20 protein-coding genes are annotated in these 21338 nt (G+C 42.5%); 9 read left to right on the top strand and 11 right to left on the bottom strand.

Features of this window, described 5'->3' with window-relative positions; genetic code table 11:
• Positions 1-14 precede the first annotated feature (14 nt).
• Positions 15-641, top strand: a complete 627-nt coding sequence (locus tag BLW16_RS03310) for a tetratricopeptide repeat protein (RefSeq protein ID WP_090555110.1) — start codon at positions 15-17, stop codon at positions 639-641.
• A gap of 258 nt (positions 642-899) precedes the next feature.
• Here the strand turns inward: BLW16_RS03310 and BLW16_RS03305 are convergent, their stop codons facing one another.
• The 3 genes from BLW16_RS03305 to gpmI form a co-directional block, all read right to left on the bottom strand.
• Entirely contained in the window at positions 900-1292 is a 393-nt protein-coding gene (locus BLW16_RS03305; protein WP_090555108.1) for a hypothetical protein, read from the bottom strand.
• 117 nt (positions 1293-1409) lie between these two features.
• Positions 1410-1940, bottom strand: coding sequence for a hypothetical protein (locus BLW16_RS03300; protein ID WP_090555106.1), 531 nt, complete (start codon positions 1938-1940; stop codon positions 1410-1412).
• Positions 1940-3460: a 2,3-bisphosphoglycerate-independent phosphoglycerate mutase gene (gene gpmI / locus BLW16_RS03295; RefSeq protein ID WP_090555104.1), complete on the bottom strand. Its 1521-nt coding sequence runs from the start codon at positions 3458-3460 to the stop codon at positions 1940-1942. Before gpmI ends, BLW16_RS03300 begins: the two co-directional genes overlap by 1 nt.
• Before the next feature lie 137 nt (positions 3461-3597).
• On the opposite strand from gpmI, the gene BLW16_RS03290 reads away from it, so the two are divergent.
• Genes BLW16_RS03290 through BLW16_RS03275 form a run of 4 tightly spaced genes read left to right on the top strand, consistent with a single transcriptional unit; the run spans position 3598 to position 6375 of the window.
• A complete protein-coding gene (locus BLW16_RS03290; RefSeq protein WP_245735110.1) occupies positions 3598-3993 on the top strand; it encodes a DUF4783 domain-containing protein in 396 nt (131 codons plus the stop codon).
• Positions 3994-4042: 49 nt separating this feature from the next.
• A complete protein-coding gene (gene nadC / locus BLW16_RS03285; protein ID WP_090555098.1) occupies positions 4043-4885 on the top strand; it encodes a carboxylating nicotinate-nucleotide diphosphorylase in 843 nt (280 codons plus the stop codon).
• A 4-nt stretch (positions 4886-4889) separates the two neighbouring features.
• Entirely contained in the window at positions 4890-5537 is a 648-nt protein-coding gene (plsY, locus tag BLW16_RS03280; RefSeq protein ID WP_090555097.1) for a glycerol-3-phosphate 1-O-acyltransferase PlsY, read from the top strand.
• A gap of 10 nt (positions 5538-5547) precedes the next feature.
• Positions 5548-6375 carry a M48 family metallopeptidase gene (locus tag BLW16_RS03275; protein ID WP_090555096.1) on the top strand — a complete coding sequence of 276 codons (828 nt, stop codon included), beginning with the start codon at positions 5548-5550 and terminating at the stop codon, positions 6373-6375.
• A gap of 46 nt (positions 6376-6421) precedes the next feature.
• Here BLW16_RS03275 and BLW16_RS03270 read toward each other — a convergent pair whose 3' ends face one another.
• The 4 genes from BLW16_RS03270 to BLW16_RS03255 all read right to left on the bottom strand — a co-directional run bounded on the left by BLW16_RS03270 (position 6422) and on the right by BLW16_RS03255 (position 11906).
• The gene (locus tag BLW16_RS03270; RefSeq protein ID WP_090555095.1) at positions 6422-7684 is read right to left on the bottom strand and encodes an anthranilate synthase component I family protein; all 1263 of its coding nucleotides are present in this window, start codon (positions 7682-7684) and stop codon (positions 6422-6424) included.
• Between the two features lie 69 nt (positions 7685-7753).
• A complete protein-coding gene (locus BLW16_RS03265) occupies positions 7754-9031 on the bottom strand; it encodes an adenylosuccinate synthase (RefSeq protein ID WP_090555094.1) in 1278 nt (425 codons plus the stop codon).
• A 115-nt stretch (positions 9032-9146) separates the two neighbouring features.
• The gene (locus BLW16_RS03260; RefSeq protein WP_090555093.1) at positions 9147-9635 is read right to left on the bottom strand and encodes a Fur family transcriptional regulator; all 489 of its coding nucleotides are present in this window, start codon (positions 9633-9635) and stop codon (positions 9147-9149) included.
• Between the two features lie 63 nt (positions 9636-9698).
• A complete protein-coding gene (locus BLW16_RS03255) occupies positions 9699-11906 on the bottom strand; it encodes a RelA/SpoT family protein (RefSeq protein WP_090555092.1) in 2208 nt (735 codons plus the stop codon).
• A 109-nt stretch (positions 11907-12015) separates the two neighbouring features.
• Between BLW16_RS03255 and BLW16_RS03250 the strand changes: the two genes are divergently transcribed.
• The 4 genes from BLW16_RS03250 to BLW16_RS03235 all read left to right on the top strand — a co-directional run bounded on the left by BLW16_RS03250 (position 12016) and on the right by BLW16_RS03235 (position 15165).
• Positions 12016-12636: a DUF4294 domain-containing protein gene (locus BLW16_RS03250; protein ID WP_090555091.1), complete on the top strand. Its 621-nt coding sequence runs from the start codon at positions 12016-12018 to the stop codon at positions 12634-12636.
• A 2-nt stretch (positions 12637-12638) separates the two neighbouring features.
• Positions 12639-13136, top strand: coding sequence for a glutathione peroxidase (locus tag BLW16_RS03245; RefSeq protein WP_090555090.1), 498 nt, complete (start codon positions 12639-12641; stop codon positions 13134-13136).
• Between the two features lie 78 nt (positions 13137-13214).
• Positions 13215-13931 (top strand): bacillithiol biosynthesis deacetylase BshB1, encoded by a 717-nt coding sequence (gene bshB1, locus BLW16_RS03240; RefSeq protein WP_090555089.1) that lies wholly within the window; start codon positions 13215-13217, stop codon positions 13929-13931.
• A gap of 94 nt (positions 13932-14025) precedes the next feature.
• Entirely contained in the window at positions 14026-15165 is a 1140-nt protein-coding gene (locus tag BLW16_RS03235) for a TlpA disulfide reductase family protein (protein WP_090555088.1), read from the top strand.
• Between the two features lie 105 nt (positions 15166-15270).
• On the opposite strand, the gene BLW16_RS03230 is transcribed toward BLW16_RS03235, so the two are convergent.
• The 4 genes from BLW16_RS03230 to BLW16_RS03210 form a co-directional block, all read right to left on the bottom strand.
• The gene (locus tag BLW16_RS03230; RefSeq protein ID WP_090555087.1) at positions 15271-15675 is read right to left on the bottom strand and encodes a hypothetical protein; all 405 of its coding nucleotides are present in this window, start codon (positions 15673-15675) and stop codon (positions 15271-15273) included.
• Positions 15672-17003: an L-lysine 6-transaminase gene (lat, locus tag BLW16_RS03225; protein WP_090555086.1), complete on the bottom strand. Its 1332-nt coding sequence runs from the start codon at positions 17001-17003 to the stop codon at positions 15672-15674. The genes BLW16_RS03230 and lat overlap by 4 nt, the downstream gene beginning before the upstream one ends.
• Before the next feature lie 621 nt (positions 17004-17624).
• On the bottom strand, positions 17625-18776 hold the full coding sequence (locus tag BLW16_RS03215) for an acetyltransferase domain-containing protein (protein WP_090555084.1): 1152 nt from the start codon (positions 18774-18776) through the stop codon (positions 17625-17627).
• Positions 18777-18937: 161 nt separating this feature from the next.
• Complete coding sequence (locus tag BLW16_RS03210; protein ID WP_090555083.1) at positions 18938-21337, bottom strand: TonB-dependent receptor; 2400 nt, start codon at positions 21335-21337, stop codon at positions 18938-18940.
• Between the last annotated feature and the right edge of the window lies 1 nt (position 21338).

Raw genomic sequence — 21338 nt, 5'->3', positions numbered from 1 at the left:
TTAAAAGAAATTTGATGAATTACATTAAAAGAACGCTTGTACTATTTTTTATTGTTTATGCTCAAGTCAGTTTTGCCCAAAGCGGAAGTTATGATAAATTAGGGATGCAGGCAATGATGAAAGGCGATTACAAAGGGGCTGTGGCCCAGTTGGAAAAAGCCGATTCCAAAAGTCCGAACAACCCAAGTATATTAAAGATGCTGGGATATTCTTATTTTCAATGTGGCAATTTCGAAAGCTCTATTGAAACGTACAGCAGGTTGATTACCATTAAGCCGTCGGACTATTCTGCTTACTATTACCGTGGCAAAGCCAGACAGAATGTTGCAAACGATCCTAAAGAATCTTTAAACCAGATGCGTGAGACATTTTACCTGTCTGCGATTAAAGATTTCAGCAAAGCCATAGAGATCAATGGGGAGGAAGATACCCAGTTATTACAGAACAGAGGGCTGGCTTATAAGGATTATGCGATTTATAAATCCTATAAAATTAAGAAAAAAGCGGATAAGGAAGCCTGCATAGCGATCTTTAACAGCTCAATTGCTGATTTTCAGAAAGTGCTGATCGTTCAGCCTTTGCGTAAGGATATCATCTCGCTGATCGATTATGTGAAAGCGCAGATCTCAAGTTTGAAATAAACTTATTGTTAAATATATACGATTGTGTATGGTGTTTGTACAAGCCCTGTCTTTGTCTTAGTTTGACCGGGTCTTGTCCGTACCATGTATATCGATAAATATCCTAACTGTACGACATTAATACTGCAACTATACCCTTAACGTGTAGTTGCAGTATCGATGGGGTATAGCTGCCATATGCATGGTACGGGCCATATATGAAGCTAATACGGCCAGATACAGGTTTTGCATCGACCAATAACAGTCCGGATACAGTACCTATTTAAAGAAATAGCGCGCAAGGAGTTGTACAATGGTCATTCTAACAATCCAGAGTATCGTTTGAATTTTAGAGAAATTGATCCTGTCTATCAGATCAAATTTTACATCGTTCAGTTCCGTTTTTACATCACTTATTCTTTCAGTCAGCTCAACTTTTAAATTGCTTATTTTTTCAGTCAATTCAGTTTTTACGTAACCGATCCTTACCGTTAATACATTGAATTTGTCAGATTGCTCAATCTTTGCCTCTTCAAATTTGACAGCAGTCTCACTTTTTACTTCTTCTTTAATCGCATGTTGAAAAACCTGGATTGCATCTAGGGCAGTCTGTTCATTTGTTTTATTTTTAATGAGCTGAAATAATCTGATACTTGAATTTTGATTTTCCATACCTTGCTAGTTAATTTATAAATCAAAATTAACACAAAAAAGGCTTTAATTAAAAATTAAATTTACGTAAAGTTACAGTTTAATTTATTTTGGTTAAAAATCAAAATAATTGGATAACTAATGAAATCTTCCGGTAATCCTGTAATTCTTCCCGTTCAGCAATCTGATGTGCTGTGTTTTCCTGATCTCGTACAAGCTGTCCGGAAAATAGGAAAGCGTGTCGTTCGATGTATACAGGGTATTTGAGTTGCTGTTCAATACCTCGATCTTATAGATCCGGCCGTTCCTGTACTCCACGACCAGTGATTTTACAGGTACCTTATCGTTGTCAGAAAGATAAGTCTCGGAGTCTTTAGCTTTATGCAATTTAAACAATTCCTCCCAGGCAGATTTATTGATGTCTGCATCCGAGAATGCTGACAATTCCTTTTGCCAGTCAGTAATCTTTAGTTTCCTGTGCTCTTCCGCATTGTTTACCATGACTGTTTTATCGATCTCCGGGTTCATTTGTTTCAGGCGTTTAACTTCCTTTTCCATATAACCTTTCAGATCAAAATACTGCAATGCTGACGTTTGTTTTTTTGGGGCTGCAGAATTACAGGCCCCAAATAACAATACGATCAATAAAAGGAATTTGTTATCCCTCATTATACCAATGAATTTCCTGTCATGATTGCAGGTTTTTCAATACCCATGATGGTAAGGATAGTCGGTGCTACATCTCCAAGTTTACCATCAGCAATGCTGGTATATTCAGTGCCGGCCAAAATACACGGAACCAGATTGGTGGTATGTGCTGTATTGGCAGAACCATCATTGTTTATCATGAATTCTGAATTTCCGTGATCTGCCAGTATGATAAAAGCGTACCCGTTTTCAAGTCCTTTTTTCACCACCGCTTCGGCACAACGGTCTGCAGTTTCTACCGCTTTCACTACCGCTTCAAATACACCTGTATGGCCAACCATATCAGGGTTTGCAAAGTTAAGACAGATAAAATCTGCCCAGCCAGATTCAATCTCTTTGGTAATGGCATCAGTAATACCTTGGGCGCTCATTTCCGGCTGAAGGTCATAAGTGGCTACTTTTGGGGAAGGAATCATAATTCTTTTCTCATTCTCAAAAGCCTGCTCCCTGCCGCCTGAAAAGAAGAAAGTAACATGCGGGTATTTTTCTGTTTCCGCAATACGGATCTGATTTTTATGATTTCTCTCCAGGATCTCTCCGAGAGTTTCAGTCAGGTCATCCTTAGTGAAGATTACCTTTACATTTTCAAAATTCTCATCATAGCTGGTCATAGTCACATAATATAACGGCAGCTTATGCATGTCAAAGTCGGGATAATCATTTTGGGTAAGTACAGCAGTGATTTCTCTGCCTCTGTCAGTTCTGTAATTGAAACAGATCACCACATCATCAGGTTGAATCGTAGCAATAGCCTTACCATCATTTTCTGTAAGTACAATGGGCTTGATGAATTCATCAGTAACACCTTCAGCATACGATTTTTCAATAGCTGTAACTGCATCCTGCGCATATTCGCCAATCCCTTTGGTCATCAGGTCATATGCCTGTTTTACGCGTTCCCAGCGCGAATCCCTGTCCATCGCATAGTAACGGCCGATCAGACTGGCAATCTTCCCTGTGGATGTTTTCAGGTGCTGATCAAGGTCTTTGATGAAGCCGAGTCCGGAATTCGGATCGGTATCCCTGCCGTCTAAAAAGGCATGAACAAAAACATCCTTTAAACCTTTTTCATTTGCCGCATCACATAATCCTTTTAAATGGTTGATATGGGCATGCACGCCGCCGTCAGAAACCAGGCCGATAAAATGGACAGCTTTATTGTTGTTTTTTGCATAGTCGAATGCATCAACCAGCGTTTTATTTGTTTTGATGGATCCGTCACTGATTGCTTTATTGATCCGTCCGAGCTCCTGGTAAACCACTCTGCCTGCACCCAGGTTCATGTGTCCAACTTCAGAATTCCCCATCTGTCCTGCAGGCAGCCCTACTGCTTCTCCTGAGGCTTCGAGTTTTGAATTTGGATATTGTTTAAGTAAAGAATCAAAGAAAGGTGTATTGGCCGCATACGCTGCATCAGAATTGTCCTGTTTTCCGTAGCCCCATCCGTCAAGAATGAGGAGCATCACTTTTTTATTGTCCATTTGAATAGTGTTGTTATTTCGCTGGTTTTTAAAACCTAACAAATATAGGCCTATTGAAGTTTGATCAATAATCTAATTGCATTTTTTGATCTGCTAATGGCATAATTTGTGTCCGAATTATTTGTTATCTTTAGAGTATGATGAAACCATTACTTCCGGCACTGATTTTATTTACGCATATATTCTATGCTATGGCCTTTCAGGGCGATATCGTAGACACATTATCGGGATTATTCAAGTCTGCGAATTCAAAAGAGATCAGCAAAAATTTCTCTTCATCGGTTGAATTATCGATAAATGAAGAAGAAGATGTCTACCCAAAAGCACAGGCAGAACAGATTATAAGAGAATTTTTTACCAAAAACCCGCCTGTCAGTTCCGCGGTTATTCATTTGATCAACACTAATCCAAATTACAGGTTTGGCATCCTGGCACTGAATACCAAAAACGGGAAATTCAGGGTTGCTATTACATTAAAAAAAACAGCCAATACCTTTTTTATCACGGAATTAAGGGTTGAACCCGATAAATAATAACATTAATTTATGTTAAAAATGCTATTTTTGATCTAAAATACATGTTTTGGATAAGAAATTAATAGACCTGTTTATAAAAAATGCCATCGCCGAAGATCTGGGTGATGGGGATCATACCTCACTTTCAACCATTCTTGCCGGCGCAAAAGGCAAAGCAAAATTATTGGTCAAGGAAGATGGTATTCTTGCCGGTGTTGAACTTGCAATCGAAATTTTTAACCAGATAGATCCGGGTTTGCAAACAGCAATTTTTATGAATGACGGTGATGCAGCGGTCTACGGCGATATCGCCTTCACTGTTGAAGGCAGCACGCATTCAATCCTGCTTGCCGAGAGGTTAGTATTGAATTGTATGCAGCGGATGAGTGGAATTGCGACAAAAACAAACAGGATTGTAAAACTGCTCAGTTCATATCAGACAAAACTACTGGATACACGTAAAACCACACCGGGATTAAGGTACCTGGAAAAATGGGCTGTCAGAATTGGCGGAGGTGTCAATCACCGGATAGGCCTGTATGATATGATCCTGATTAAGGACAATCATGTGGATTATGCAGGAGGGATAGCAAATGCGATCAGCTCTGCCAATAAGTATCTTGCCGATAAAGGAAAGCAACTGGAGATTGAAATCGAAGTGAGAAACCTCGAGGAACTTGGGCAGGTACTTGAAAAAGGGATGGTAAACAGGATCATGCTGGATAATTTTAATTTTAGCGACTTGAGAAAGGCTGTAGAACTGATAGACCACCGCTATATCACAGAAGCTTCAGGAGGCATTACGGAAGAAAATATAACAGGGTATGCAGATTGCGGGGTTAATTACATTTCAATGGGTGCAGTCACCCACTCGGTTAAAAGTTTAGACATGAGTTTAAAAGCCTATTAGGGGTATGATATCTATCTTTTCTATTTCTGCAGTTATTTTAGCTTACCTCTGTGGTTCCATTCCTACTGCAGTGTGGATAGGACAAGCTTTTTATGGTATCGATGTCAGGGAATACGGCAGCGGAAATGCGGGCGCTACCAATACCTTTCGGGTATTGGGTAAAAAGGCCGGGATCGCGGTGATGACGATTGACATTGCCAAAGGGTATACTGCCACCAAACTGGCCTATTTTATTGGCCTTTCGGTGACCGGGCCGCATAACTCCTCACAATTTGTGAATTACGAACTTGCTCTTGGCGTAACTGCTGTAATGGGGCACCTGTTTCCAATATTTGCCGGGTTTAGGGGCGGTAAAGGCGTGGCTACACTTTTTGGAATGATTTTAGCAGTTAATTTCCCGGCAGCTATGCTTTGCGTTCTTGTTTTTGTGGTGATCTTACTGGTAACGAAATATGTCTCACTAGGATCCATATGTGCAGGGTTTACTTTCCCGCTGGGAATTGTTTTTGTACTGCACTCCACGATCAAGTCTGAGGTATTATACAGCATGTGTGTATGTATACTCATTCTGGTAACCCATCAGAAGAACCTGGAGCGGTTACTTAAAGGCAAGGAATCAAAAGTATATCTGTTTAAAAGAAAAACTAACTAAATAAATACTGATGAAGAAGTTACTACTAACAGGTATTGCCTCGGTAATATTGCTGAATTACGGTTGCTCTACCGTACCGCTTTCAGGGAGAAACAGGATAAGTTTTGTGAATGAAAGTGAAATGCAGACTGCCGCTGCACAGAGTTACTCTACGCTTTTAAAAGCTCCTGAAACTAAAGTTTTAAATAATGCCGACGCAGCCAGGATCAGGCAGGTTGGTCAGAGAATAGCTGCGGCTGTTACGAAGTATATGAATGCAAACGGGTATGCCTCGCAGATTGAGGGCTTCAAATGGGAGTTTAACCTGATTGACAGTAAAGAAGTAAATGCCTGGTGTATGCCGGGAGGTAAAGTAGCTGTCTATTCTGGAATTTTACCGGTTACTAAAGACGATTCAGGACTGGCAACAGTAATGGGGCATGAGATTGCGCATGCTGTTGCCCATCACTCTTCTGAAAGGGCATCTAAAGCTGCTGTGGCACAAGGCCTGGGCGGACTGTTAGGCGCAGCAACAGGAGGTCAGTCGTCAGTAACGCAGGGGGTGATCAACCAGGTCTATGGCATAGGTGCGCAGGGACTTTATCTGCTGCCCAATTCCAGAACACAGGAGCTGGAGGCAGATCATTTAGGTTTGATCTTTATGTCGATGGCCGGGTATAATCCTTCTACTGCAGTGGGCTTCTGGCAGCGGATGGCTGCGGTTAGCCAGGGTGGACAAAAACAACCGGAATTTTTAAGTACCCATCCTGCTGATGCCACCCGGATCGCACAGATCCAGAAGGACCTTCCGGAAGCGCAAAAATATTTTAACTCCGCTACAGGAAAACCGGTCAATTAATTATCAGCCGGTTTATATATACTATACATTAATTCATGATGAAGGGTCAGGTAACTGACCCTTTCAGCGTTTTAATGATTGCTGAAGCCTTTAGCAGGCATTCTTCATATTCCGCTTCTGCCGAGGATGCATACGTGATGGCACCCCCAACCTGGAACGATAAATATTTACTGGTCTTGTCGTAAAGTATACTGCGGATCACCACATTGAAATCAAAATCATCATTGGGATCAAAATAACCGAATGCGCCTGAATACACACCACGCCTGCTGTATTCCGTTTCTTCGATCAGTTCCATTGCGCGCAGTTTGGGTGCCCCTGTCATAGATCCGGCGGGGAATGTGTTTTTTATAGCCTCTACCACGTGTATACACGGATCTATCGTGCAGCTGATGGTCGAGATCATCTGATGCACCTGCGGAAAGGTGTAAATACCAAACAGCTCTTCTACTTTTACTGAACCCTTTACCGCGCTTTTGGTCAGGTCATTCCTCACAAGGTCTACGATCATCACATTCTCGGCCCTCTCTTTACTGTTATTCGCCAGGGCTGACTTGATAAGCTGATCTTCCACGCCGTTCTTACTCCGTTTTGCTGTACCTTTTATCGGTTGCGAAAATAGTTGATCCCCTCTCTTACATAAAAACCGCTCAGGACTGGCCGAGAGAATATATTTACCGGCAAGTTTAAAGAAACCCGAAAATGGAGTAGGAGATACCTGGTTTAAGTTCAGGTAAACCTGATAGGGATCGATCGCTGCATTTTCGGCAAAGAATTCCTGGCAAAAAGTAACCTCATAAATATCACCCATTGCAATAGATTTTCTGAGTTGCTCCACCTTAGTGATATAAGTGGCTTTGTCCATTCTTCGTTCGATGGCCGGAATACTGCCTGTCTCTGCGGGCTGATAGTTGATCCGGCTGATGGTTTCCAGTAAATCAGGATTTCCTGTTACAACCTCCGTGCGCCCATTTTTTACCATGATGAGGTATTCAGGCACAAAGAAGAACAGATCAGGAAATGCAAGTGTATCCTTATGTGCTGTGCGCAGATCTTCCAGTTCATTTTTGAGATCATAACTGAGTATGCCGAACATCCATTCCTGATGGGCGTTACGGAATTCTTTCAGGGCCTGAAATGCATTTCCGGCTGAGGTGCTCAGCTGATGTTTTGAGCCCGCCGCGAGTAAAAAGTCGTATTTTGAATAAGGATCTGTATATTCATTGGAGTCTAAACAGCAGCAAACGTCAAACTGACCTGCCCATTGTAAAGCTTTTTGTTTAAATACGGTTAATTCCTGTGTGTTCATTTGGCCTCTGGAATAATGAGCATAAAAAAAAGGCGGCACACACGGCCGCCTTTTTTAATGAAGTAGATTCTAGTGAAGAATCAATGTTTGCACCCTGTCAGGGCCAACAGAAAGATATTTTACGGGTACTTCAAGTTCCTTTTCCAGGAAGGCGATATAGTGAGCCAGCTGGGCAGGAATTTCATCCACCTTTGTGATCTTAGTGATATCCGTTTTCCATCCTTCAATTGCCTTTAAAACAGGAGTTGGTTTGATAGAAATGATATCGTAAGGCATGTAGTCGATCGTTTCGCCATTGTGTTCGTAATGTGTACAGGCATAGATCGTATCAAAGCCGCTCAGTACATCAGCTTTGGTCATTACCATTTCGGTAACACCATTGAGCATGATCGCATATTTTAATGCAGGAAGGTCAATCCAGCCGCAGCGGCGTGGTCTTCCTGTAGTGGCACCAAATTCATGCCCTACCTGGCGCAGGTTTTCACCTACTTCATCTTCCAGTTCTGTAGGGAAGGGGCCGCTTCCAACACGGGTACAATAAGCTTTAAAGATACCTACCACACTTCCGATCCTGTTTGGGGCAATACCCAGTCCTGTGCATGCACCGGCAGTTGTGGTGTTTGAGGAAGTTACAAAAGGATAAGAACCAAAGTCAATATCCAGCAGTGTACCCTGTGCACCTTCGGCCAGTACTTTTTTACCTTCTTTCAGGTAACCATTTACAAAATGCTCGCTGTCGACATGTGGAATGCTTTTCAGGAACTCCACTGCTTCAAAGAAAGCTGCTTCTTTTTCTTCAAGGTCATACTCGAAATTATAATGAGAAAGCAACTCTTTGTGTTTGGTGACCAGTTTGGTATAACGCTCTTTAAAATCAGGCAGGGTGGTATCTCCAACACGTAAACCGTTACGCCCTGTTTTATCCATATAGGTTGGACCTATTCCTTTAAGTGTAGAACCAATCTTGTCCTTACCCATTTTCTGCTCATTTGCCGCGTCCAGTAACTGGTGTGTTGGCAGGATCAGATGTGCCTTGCGTGCGATCATCAGTTTGCCTTTGGCAACAGGATCGTGGCCGGCTGTTTTGAGGTTATCTAATTCTCTTTTTAAAATGATGGGATCAATTACCACCCCATTACCAATCAGATTCATGGTTTTCTCGTTAAAAATACCAGAAGGAATAGTATTTAAAACGAACTTTTTGCCATCAAACTCTAAGGTGTGGCCGGCATTCGGTCCGCCTTGAAAACGAGCTATCAAATCATATTGCGGACATAAAACGTCAACAATTTTTCCCTTGCCCTCATCGCCCCATTGCAGGCCAAGAAGCACGTCTACTTGCGTCATTATTTTAATTTAAGAAAAGATTATAATTGTGTTTTTTCAAAGTTAATATTAGTTTTCACCGGTCTTCAGGCTATCATGAGCGATCAGTACTTTGATGAATGTAAACTCATAATGGTTAACTGGCATTCTTGATTTCTTCCTTCTGTTTGATTGTGGCTTTGGCCGAACAGTCAAAGCAAGTGCCATACAAATTTAAAGAATGATGTTTGATATCAAATTTCAGCAGGTCGCCCACCATAGTTTGAATCTGGTGGATACGCGGATCACAAAATTCAACTACTTTTCCGCAATCGATACAAATAATATGATCGTGCTGATGGTAACCATATGACTTTTCGAACTGGGCCATATTTTTTCCAAACTGATGTTTGGTCACCAGATCGCATGAAACAAGCAGCTCCAGGGTATTGTACACTGTCGCTCTGCTGACCCTGTATTTCTGGTTTTTCATATGGATGTAGAGTGTTTCCACATCAAAATGATCATCTCTGGAATATATTTCTTCTAAGATCGCAAAACGCTCAGGCGTTTTTCTCAGACTTTTATTTTCGAGGTAGGCTTCAAATATTTTTCTAACCAACTCGCTGTTGTGGTGTGTAGACATAGTTTTAAAACTCCTTTCAAAGGTATCAATTTTTAAATAGAACTTTACGATTTATTCAATTTTTTAGGCATCGAAACGTGTAACCCCTGTTACGCCCTTCACTTCCAAAAGATTTTTGATCAGGTTGTCAAGGTGCTCTTTATCATTTACAAAGATCATAATTGATCCGTCAAATATACCATTGTCGGTATCTACGGTGATAGAACGCATATTCACCTTAAAGTCATTGGAAATAACCTTTGTAATATTATTGATCAGGCCTACATCATCAATTCCTACAATATGTAAGCCGGTAAGGAAAGTTAATTCCTGGGCTTTGTTCCATTTTGCCTTTACCACCCTGTAACCATAATTTGCCATTAGCTGTGCGGCGTTAGGACAATTGGTACGGTGGATTTTAATCCCTTCACTTACGGTTACAAAGCCAAATACATCGTCTCCCGGTATCGGGTTGCAGCACGCAGCCAGTGTATAGTCTATTTTCTGAAGGTCTTCCCCTATGAGTAAGATATCCGATTCAGGGCCCTTTACTTTACTCAGCAGCGCTTCGATCTGCTGACCGTCGTTTCTTTCGGTACCTCTGTTTTCAATTTCTTTCTCACTTGCAAGGTATTCTTTCAGGTCTTTTAATTCAATCTTGCCGTTGGCAACTGCTATGAACAGTTCCTGTGTAGAAGCCAGCTTGAAAAAATAGCTCAGCTTATTCAGGTTATCCGTATTGTAAGTGATCTTTAAAGATTTCAGTTTACGTTCAAGCGTTTCTTTGCCTTCCTCAGCAATTTTTCTTTTTTCTTCTTTGAGTGAAGACTTTATTTTGGATTTGGCCTTTGCCGTTACTACAATGTTGAGCCAGTCTTCTTTAGGTGTTTGCTTGCTGGAGGTAATGATCTCCACTTGGTCGCCATTCTGCAATTTATAGGATAGCGGCACCAGTTTATGGTTTACCTTGGCACCTATACACCTGGCGCCAACGTCAGTATGGATCTCAAAAGCGAAATCCAGTGCGGTGGCTCCCAGAGGAAGCTGAATCAGGGCACCCTTAGGTGTAAAGATGAAGATCTCATCTGAGAAGAGATTCATTTTGAAATCGTCCAGGAAATCAAGTGCGTTGGCCTCAGGATTATTGAGCATCTCACGCACCTTCATGATCCATTGGTCCAGACCGTTGTCATTGCTTGACTCTTTATATTTCCAATGCGCTGCAAATCCTTTCTCGGCAATCTCGTTCATTCGTTGTGTACGGATCTGTACCTCTACCCATTGTCCTTTCGGACCCATTACCGTGGTATGGAGAGACTCGTAGCCGTTTACTTTTGGTGATGATACCCAGTCCCTTAAACGGTCCGGGTTTGGCCGGTAAAGATCAGTCACAATGGAATAGGCCTTCCAGCAGTCGGCTTTTTCATTTTCAGGCAAACTGTCCAGCACGATCCTGATGGCAAAAAGGTCATATACCTCTTCAAAAGGAATATTCTTTTTCTTCATCTTATTCCATATCGAATGGATGGATTTAGGGCGTCCGTAGATATTGGCTACAAAACCCTGTTCGGCTAATATTTCATTGATAGGATCTACGAAACGTTTGACGAATAAAGTGCGTTCCGCCTTTTTTTCATTGAGCTGTGTAGCGATGAACTTGTAGGTATCAGGTTCCAGGTATTTCATGGAAAGATCTTCCAGTTCCGATTTTATGGCATACAGCCCCAGGCGGTGTGCCAGTGGCGCATACAGGTATATCGTTTCAGAAGCAATCTTGAGTTGTTTATGCCTTGGCATAAAATCCATCGTCCGCATGTTATGCAGCCGGTCTGCCAGCTTGATCAGAATCACCCTGACGTCGTCAGCTAAGGTGAGCAGCATCTTCCTGAAGTTCTCCGCCTGAAGGGAGCTGTTATAATCGAATACACCTGCGATCTTGGTGAGGCCGTCAATTATTTTAGCTGTTTTCTTTCCAAATTCCCTTTCGATATCTTCCAGCGTAATATCCGTATCCTCCACCACATCATGCAGCAGGGCACATACAATTGAAGTTGTTCCCAGGCCGATCTCCTCGGCAGCGATCTGTGCCACTGCAATAGGATGATAGATATAAGGTTCTCCAGACTTCCTGCGCATCTCCTTATGGCTTTCCAGTGCCATGTCAAATGCCTTTCTGATCTCCTTTTTATCCCCCTTTTGCATGGTTGGCTTACAGGCACGCAAGAGTGCCCGGTACCGCTTAAGGATTTCCTGCTTTTCTGCTTCTAAATCAATCACTAAGGTGTTCTTCATTGTATTATTTTCGTAATAATATTCGAGGGTCAAACGTTTAAAGCTATATTAGATTCAGTTATAAACCTAATGTATTAAATTTACTTTAACTTTGTGGGAGTATAAATTTATGAAATTTTGCAGGTTATTTATTCTGTTATTTGTCATTATTACCACAGAAAGGCTAAATGCTCAGGAAACGCCTGCGTCCTATAAGTTTCCTCCAAGGGGTAAAAATGATACAATCAGGGTAGCATCTACAAATGATAACGGAGAAATGATACCCTGGATGTCTTTGCATGAGGTAGTTATCTATGCTGAAAGAATATTCAGGACCCCTGCGGACCGTGCAGCATACAACAGGCTCCGCTATAATGTGTTAAAGGTGATGCCTTACGCACTTTTTGCAAAAAGAAGGTATGAACAGCTGGAAAGAGACCTGGCTTCGACTACTGACCGCAAAGAACATAAAAAGCTCGTAAAACAGTGTGACCAGGAGATCAAGCAAATGTTTAAAACTGAAATCAAAGAATTGACCATTACACAGGGACAGATACTGACCAAACTGATTGACCGGGAAGTGGGGCGTACAACCTATGAGATCGTCAAAGAGACCCAAGGTGGGGTAAAAGCCTTTCTTTACCAGTCGGTAGCAAGAGTAGTAGGGCATAATTTAAAGAGCACCTATAACCCCGAAGAGGAAAGGGATATTGAGGCTATTATTGCATCCTCCGGATTTTATCGCCAGTAAGAATGAAAGAAAATCCAAGGAGCATCTACCAGTTTAAGGCCAAACTGATCAGCGGAAGAGACAAGGCGTTAACAGATTACAAGGGCAAAGTGCTTTTAGTGGTCAATATTGCTTCAGCCTGCGGGTTTGCCCCCCAGCTGAAAGAGCTTCAGGAGCTGAGTGATAGCTTTAAACCTGAAGATTTTGAGATACTCGCCTTCCCGTCCGATGATTTTGGCGGGCAGGAGCCACTGGAGGGAAAAGCGATCGGTGATTTCTGTGAGCAGAATTATGGTGTTAAATTTCCTGTTTTTGCGAAAATTATGGTGAGGGGAGAGCAGGCAAACCCCATATTTAAATTCCTTAGCAATAAAGAACTGAACGGCCATTTTAAAGCAAGGCCAAGGTGGAATTTTCAGAAATACCTGATTGGCAGGGACGGGGAACTTGCAGACTATTTTTTTCCTTTCACCAAACCGATGTCGTCAAAAATCAGAAAGAAAATTCAACGTCTGCTGTAAGGGAATACAATAATGAACAATAAGCCTGGTGGATAAAATAGTTGCCCGGCTAATAGTAATAAAGAAGAATTAACGTAAATGAAATTAGATATACTTGTATTAGCCGTTCATCCTGACGATGCAGAACTGGGATGTTCAGGAACTATTTTAAAACATATTGCACTCGGTAAAAAGGTGGGGATAGTTGATTTTACCCGGGGAGAACTGGGGACGCGCGGAACCGCTGAAACACGTGATGCGGAAGCCGCCGATTCAGCAAAAATCCTGGGGCTGCATGCACGGGAAAATCTTGGATTCAAAGATGGCTTCTTTAAAAATGACGAATCACACCAGCTGGAAGTGATCAGAATGATCAGGAAATACCAGCCGGAAATTGTATTGAGCAACGCACTTTATGACAGACATCCTGATCACGGGCGTGCCGCAGATCTCGCCAATGACTCCTTTTTCTTATCAGGCCTGTCCAAAATTCATACCCTGCAGGATGGGATTGCACAGCAGCAATGGAGGCCAAGGTTATTGCTGCAATACATTCAGGATTCTTACATTGAACCTGATGTTATTGTAGACATCACTCCCTACATGGAAGCAAAACTGGAGTCTATCAAAGCATTTAAGACCCAGTTCTACAACCCTGACCTGGATGAACCCTCAACATATATCTCTTCACCGGAATTTTTTGAAAACACGATAGCACGCGCCAGGGAACTGGGCAGGTCGATCGGTGCTACCTATGCCGAAGGATTTACCTCAGCTAAGCTTTTGGGTGTAGAGAGTCTGTTCGATCTGCGGTAAACATTCCTGAAAGGGGTGTAAAAGATGTTGTTTTTTAGTTACTTGGGCAGGAACTGCTAAAAATTTCTCTAATTTGGGATAAAATAAAAATTGAATGAGAAAATTACTTTTATCATTATTGATAGCCTCTCCTGCACTGGCATGTGGACAGCAGAACGGAGAATATACACTTAATGGAAAGATCGGTACCCTGAATTCCCCGGCAAAAGCTTACCTGAACTATATTGCTGGCGAAAAGCAGGTGCTTGACTCTGCAGTGATCACTAAGGGCTCTTTTACCTTCAAAGGAATTGTTGCCGGCCCTACAATGGCACGCATTATTTTAGACCATAAAGGTGAGGGACTAAAGAAACTGGGCAGATCTGCAGATAATGAAGTTGTATACCTGGAGCCTGGTACGATTACCGTTACAGCTAAAGATTCTTTGAAAAATGCATCGGTGACGGGTTCTAAACTGAATGAAGAAAATGCGCAGTATATGCAATTCATTACTGGGCCTGTAACAGAACTAAAGGCTTTAAATACAGAGTTTGGTGCTGCTCCTGAAGAGAAACAAAAGGATGATGCTTACAGGGCCGCTATGCGCGCCAGGTATGAAAAATCCGCCGCTAAACTGGAAGCCCTTCAGTCTGACTTTATCAAAGCCCACCCGGATTCGTATATCAGCCTGCTGGCTTTGCGCGAAATTGCCGGAGATGGCAGCATAGATGCAGGCAAGATCGATCCCCTGTTTCAGGGACTTTCCACTAAGGTGCGCGGTACCCAGGCGGGTGTGGAGTTTAGTACAGCGATCAAAGCTGCAAAAGTAACCTCTGTAGGTGCCGAAGCTCCTGATTTTACATTGAATGACGTAAATGATAAACCGGTAAAATTATCGGGTTTCCGGGGAAAATATGTACTGCTCGACTTTTGGGCATCCTGGTGTGGCCCCTGCCGTGCCGAAAATCCAAACGTTGTGGTGGCTTACAACAAATTTAAGGACAAAGGATTTACTGTTTTAGGTGTGTCCCTGGATCAGCCGGGCAAGAAAGAACAGTGGCTTGCTGCAATTGCCAAAGACGGTTTAACCTGGACGCAGGTATCAGATCTTAAATTCTGGAACAGCGAAGCCGCCCGGTTATACGGTATAAACAGCATTCCTCAGAACTTCCTGATTGATCCTTCGGGGAAAATTGCCGCTACCAATTTACGGGGAGAAGAGTTACAGGCGAAACTGGCAGAACTGCTGAAATAGACGTCAGGTCCCTGATAGAATAAAAAAAGACATTGCTGAATGAATTCCGGCAATGTCTTTTTTTATACCTGAGATTCCCGGAAAAGGTCCGGTTGGCCCGCCTGTTTATTTGAATGGATGTTTGGTGATGATCACGTTTCCGATAGCACTCTTTTCATACATCGCTACGCAGGAGGCATTAAAAGATGGATCAAAATTCACATTGCCGGGTGAAAGTTCTGCCGGTGCAGGACTGCCTTCCATAAAATAATAGACTTTGGTAGTTCCGCCTTTATGATGCGGCTTATAGTTTCCATAGGTTTCCATTTCAGACCATAAGGTATCTCTCAGGCTGACGGAGAACACGTATTGAATAGGACCTGTATTGTTCTCATTTCTATATTCTGCTACCTGTTTAAATCCGGCTTTAAGGTCGCCCGCCCCTGGCTGGAAAAAGGTTCCTTTAAGCATCCACCCCACCAGAAAGAGTACGAGTATGACCAGGAAGATGTTTATTTTTTTGTTTCTCATATACCGGCTAATATTTTATTCATGACCTCAATACCCTCATCGATATGGATTTTTTCCATGATCAGTGCCGGACGGAAACGAATAGTTTGGGAGCCACAACCCAGGAACATTACATTTTCTTCCATTCCTTTCCGGATAAAGGTGTTGCGCATGGCTGAATCAGGAAAATCGAAAGCGCATAACAACCCTTTTCCCCTTACATTGCTGATCTGATCATATCTTAAGGCGAGGGCTTCGAGATTTTCTTTGAGGTATTGCCCAACTTCAGCAGCTCTGTCACAGAGCTTGTCTTCTTCAATGATCTGCAGGATCTGCGTGATCCTCACCATATCCACCAGGTTTCCGCCCCAGGTGGAATTGATCCTGGAAGGGATATTGAAAACATTATTCTCAATCTCATCAACCTTATTGCTTACCAGAATTCCGCATACCTGCATTTTCTTTCCGAAAGCAAGGATATCGGGACGTGCCTTTTCGCTGTAATGCTGATGGCACCAGAATTTACCGGTCAGGCCAACCCCTGTCTGCACTTCATCATAGATCAGGAAGGCCTCATTTTCATCGGCCAGGCTGCGGAGCTGGATGAGGAACTCTTCACGAAGGTGATTGTCGCCGCCTTCAGATTGAATGGGCTCTATAATGATCGCGCAAATATCATCTTTGTGTGCTGCAAAGGCTTGTTTGATCTGGGCGATTGACACATACTCAGTATGAATGGCTTGAGCTAAATTGTCGCCCTCCAGAGGAAATACCACCTTTGGAACCGATACTCTTGGCCAGTCGAACTTTGCAAACCACTTCGTTTTATCAGGAATCGTATTGGTAAGGCTCAGCGTATAACCTGTCCTGCCGTGGAAGGCCTTTTCAAAATGCAATACTTTAAATCCTTTCTCTTCCCTGTAACCCTTTGCAAAATTCTTTTGCACCTTCCAGTCCATTGCTACTTTAAGGGCATTCTCGATTGCCAGGCCTCCGCCTGCTATAAAAAAAGCATGAGGAAGATAGGATGGGATACCTATGGCGCCAAACGTTTTTACAAACTGGGCATATTGCTGTGTATATACATCCGAGTTGGAAGGGTTAGCCATTGCCGCCAGTAAAAGATTATGTTTAAAATTTTCGTCGTTCAGCATCTTGGGATGGTTATATCCAAGGGGAACAGAAGCGAAGCAAGTGAAAAAATCCAGCAGCTTACGGTTGTACTTTGAGTCGTAAATATATGCTCCCTGGCTTTGCTCCATATCATAGGTCAGGTCAAATCCATCGGCTAAAACGTGTTGGCTTAAGGTTTCATTTACCTGATCCGGAGCTACGGTAAGTTGATACATAATTCTATAGTTTGGTTCTGACCAAATGTAATGAAAAGCCCCTGAATAACAAATTTGAGGCCCATTTTGGGTAAAAATGCAAAAACTGGGTTTAAACGATTTAAAATGAGTTTGCCTGCCTCAATACCATTGACAGTCATCTGCAACAGTAACTTATATAGGATGATTATGGATTAATTTCTATTTGGTAGTCATAACTGCGGATCAATGAATCCAGTTCTTCACTCTGTGAGAATTCGATGCAAGACTTCATATACGGCTTCTTACCTTTATAATCTGCGATTTGGGTAGGTGTAATCGAATGGAACGCCATATAGGTAATATAGTTTATTCCTTTGTAGGCATCGTCTTTTATTGTTCCCTAAACAATATTGACCAGGATGTTTTCAACTCTTTCCAAATCTGTTATTCACATTCTCCATGATCAAGACCTCGAAGTTTTGGAAGCCCTTGGAATACTTAATTTTATAAGTGATGGAGTTTCCCTTAATTTCTGCCTTGTTTCTTAAAGATTGACTGCAGCCGGTAAAGGAGTATATTAAGCTTGTACTTATAACTAGAATATACAATATTGTTTTCATGATTTTATTGGCAAGGTGAATTTTTAAAGTTATTAATGAATCAAACCGTTCTTTTTGAAGAAAAAGAATGGTAAAATTTGCAGCATCCGTAAAGCATGAAGAGGAAGAGCAGCCAGAGGAGATAAACGGTTCCAAGCGGGTAACCATAATCCGAAAGTACGTTTCCCTGCTGATAAGAATCGGGAGTGATCAGCAGGGCAGACCAGGACCCGCCGGTTAGCTCCATGTTGATCATTGCTGCAAGGTGTATCACCAAAGTACTGAGCAAATAAGTGAACATTGGCGCAGAGCCGAAAGTCACAAAGAAATCTGTCAGCTTGTTTTGCAGCCCTTCTATACAATGCAGAACAATAAACATTGGCCCGAGGGTAATACAGATAAAATCCAATGAAGCAGGATACTTTGTAACGCTAAAAAAGGAAAGTACAGTTTTAGTGAAAGTTTCCTGTCTGATCCATGGCTTAGGGTCTCCGTACCAGTTCATACCCCGGAGGATAAAAAACAGGCAGGTTAAAACGATACCTGTTGCCAGCAGCCATTTCCTGCGGTAAAGATAGCCGGTAGTATAACCCAAACTGAGCAGGGCGAACCAGGGAATGATGGTGTAATTGACAATGAACAGGTATTCTCCTGAGGGAATATATTTTTGCTGGTGCAATATATACCATATGACGGATGCCGGTGATTTGCCTGTCACTGGTATGCCATCCAGTAAATGATGGGCAATCAGAAAAAGTAAACTCAATACCAGGAGAAACTTTTCGGGAAGAAACTGAAGAAAAGCCAGCAGGCCGATACTCAAACCCAGCGCCCCGATAATAAAAAGCCCGATGGTACGGTAAAAGGGATCAAATGTCCACAGAAAGTTATTTACCACCAGTTCTGTACTGATCAGCAGCAGTGCCAGCCTGAGCAATCCATAACAAACCTGCCTTTTGGATTTGGCTTTGCTCCATATAAACAAATAGGTGCCGGTGATAAAGAATACTGTAGGGGCAAAGAAATGGGAAATAAAGCGGGTAAAGAACAGGAGAGGGGTAGTGCTTTCCAGATTACCGGGGTTTGTATTCCAGTAATGGAAAAAAAGCCTGGTATGGTCTAAAATAGCAATGGTAAGGAGTATCCCCAATACTAACTCCTTGCTATATTGCTCTGAATCCTTTGTTTTCCTTTTAACAGCCGGGTCTTTCATTAAATATTGATTTATCCACAATTGAGAATTTTGAAAGAGGCTCTTCAATTCCGCTATCCCAGATTCAGTACTGATCGGGGGCAGAACAGACATAACAGAGCCTCTTTGTTAAGGATTGAAATCCTGAGTAGTTTTTACCGGGTACCCGTACTTTTTTTTGCCTAAAACTTGAAGGTTACGCTTGTCAGGAAGTTTACCGGTTTTTGCGGGCGTGCGTAAAAGCCATCAGAGATCCAGTACTTTTCATTCAGGATGTTATTCGCTTTAAAGCTGAAACGGTATTTTGGCCTGTTAAAGAACACAGTGGCATCAATAACTGTATATTGTGGCAGGACAAATGTGTTCGCCGCATTGAAATAAGCATCATCTACGTAAATGGCACCGGCACCAAAGCCCAGGCCTTTAATGGAACCGTCCAGTAAAGTATAACCTAACCAGATGTTAGCTACGTTTTTTGGTGTTCCAACAGCACGTTTGCCAGCCACTGCAGGAGCACCGTCTTTAAACTTGTTGTCGTTGTAGCCATAACCAGATACGAAATTGAAGCCCGGGAAGGGATTACCAATGAATTCAATTTCCACACCTTTACTTTCCTGCGTACCATCCTGTACGGTGAAGTTCTGGTTGTTAATAGACGTTACCCTGGTGATATTTTTAACTGAGATGTCGTAATAACTGATCGTAGCATTCAGTTTTTTATTCATCAGGTCAAGTTTTACACCACCTTCCCACTGATTGGCCTGTTGCGGTTTGAAATTAGAGACAGAACCGTCCGGTTGTGTTGTACTTGCAACGTTTTTAAAACCGTTCATATAATTTCCGAAGATGGCCACCTTATCCTTTATAGGCTGGTAAACGACTCCGAATTTTGGAGAAAAAGCAGTCTGGTTGTATTTACCGGTTATTACTTGCGTAAGATTATTTTTCGTGCCGCTATTCATAAAGCGGTCTGCACGTAAACTTACCATTGCCATTAGTGCGTCGGTAAAGTTAAATACATCAGAGACATATGCGCTGTACGTATTTTGCTTATTCAGACTCTCCGGGGTACTGACCGTACCTAAACGGTTTTCTACCTGCTGTACGCGGATATCCTTAATGGTACCGGTAATGTTGAGCGTATCCAGCTGCAATGCCGTATACTTGAAGTTCCTGAACTGCGACATATAATCCAGTCCAACTACCAGCCTGTTTCTGAAGGTACCGATTTTAAAATCTCCGATAAAATTCTGCTGGATCTCTTTTCTTCCGGATTTGTCCGGTGAAAATACACCTATTGCCCTGGCGATGGTGGTATTGGTCAGCCAGGTCTGGTTGAAATAAAGGAGGTCATTATATTCTCCGTTACCAAATGAATAGTTGGTTTGCGAGGTCCATTCATCAGAGATCTTGTATTCTGCCTGCGCATAAACATTATTTGAAGATTGGTGACCCACAAATGAGTTGTCAATCAGTGAACGTTTATAGTCCAGGCCTAGCTCATCGTAACTTTTGGCAGTTATCCCCGCTCCAATGGCCCAGGCTGTAGAAGATGTGCCTTTGTAAGTCTGCAGATCTGCATCAAGCCTGAAGATCAGGCGGTCATTCACCTGGTAGGAGATACTTGGTGCAACAACGTATGTGGTTCCGAATCCCTGGTCCTGAAATGAGTTCTCCTTTTGTGTAGCCAGGTTCAGACGGAATAACAATGATTTATCCTCATTCACAGGTGTATTGATGTCGGCACTTAACCTGCTCAGGTCAAAACTGCCCTGGATATAGGAGATTTCACCGCCAAACGTATCATAGGGTTTTTTAGTTACATAATTTACGAGCCCCCCGAAAGAAGTCATTGCAGCGCCAAACAGCGTAGCTGATGGTCCTTTGACTGCTTCTACACGTTCAACCATGGATAGGTCAATGCCTGTTCTCAAAGAGGTAGCCATCCCATTTCTGAAGTTCTCACTCGTCTGAAATCCCCTGGAGAAAAACGCAGGCATACCTGCACCTGTTTTTGCAGGAGCTGCTCCCGGTATATTGCGGAATGATTCTTCCAGTGTAAGGGCCATTTGTTCCTTGATCAGCTCTTTGTCTACCACAGAATAGACCTGCGGGTTCTCGAGGTTTTTAAGCGGCAACCGGGATACGTAACGGCTTTCCTTTCTTGACGACACGTTGTATTTATCGCCAACAATCAGCACTTCGTTCAGGTCTTTGGCGGTAGAAGAAAAGGAGAAGTCTGCCGTAGCTTTTTCTCCCGCCTGCAGGACAATGGTTTTTAGCTGTGGTTTCTGGCCTACAAAGCTCACTTTAAGCGTGTAGGCGCCCGGGGCAAGGTTCTCAAATATATATTTTCCCGTTTTGTCTACCTGAACACTTGTTTTTCCTTCCAGCACAACGGTAGAAAATTCCGCAGGTTTCTGGTCGCTCGTTGTGATTTTACCGGAGATTGAACCATTCTCCTGCCTGCTGAAATTCGCCAGTAAACCGGGCGGGCTAGTCAATAGCATCGTTGTAAATACCAGCAGGAAGTTTAAACATTGCCTCATCCGGGCTGAATGAGAGACGTAAAATTGTTTCATA

The organism is Pedobacter hartonius, assembly GCF_900107535.1.
GTDB classification, from domain to species: Bacteria; Bacteroidota; Bacteroidia; order Sphingobacteriales; family Sphingobacteriaceae; genus Pedobacter; species Pedobacter hartonius.
The sequence above is the reverse complement of the archived record's forward strand: the minus strand, read 5'-3'. Positions and strand labels throughout refer to the sequence as shown.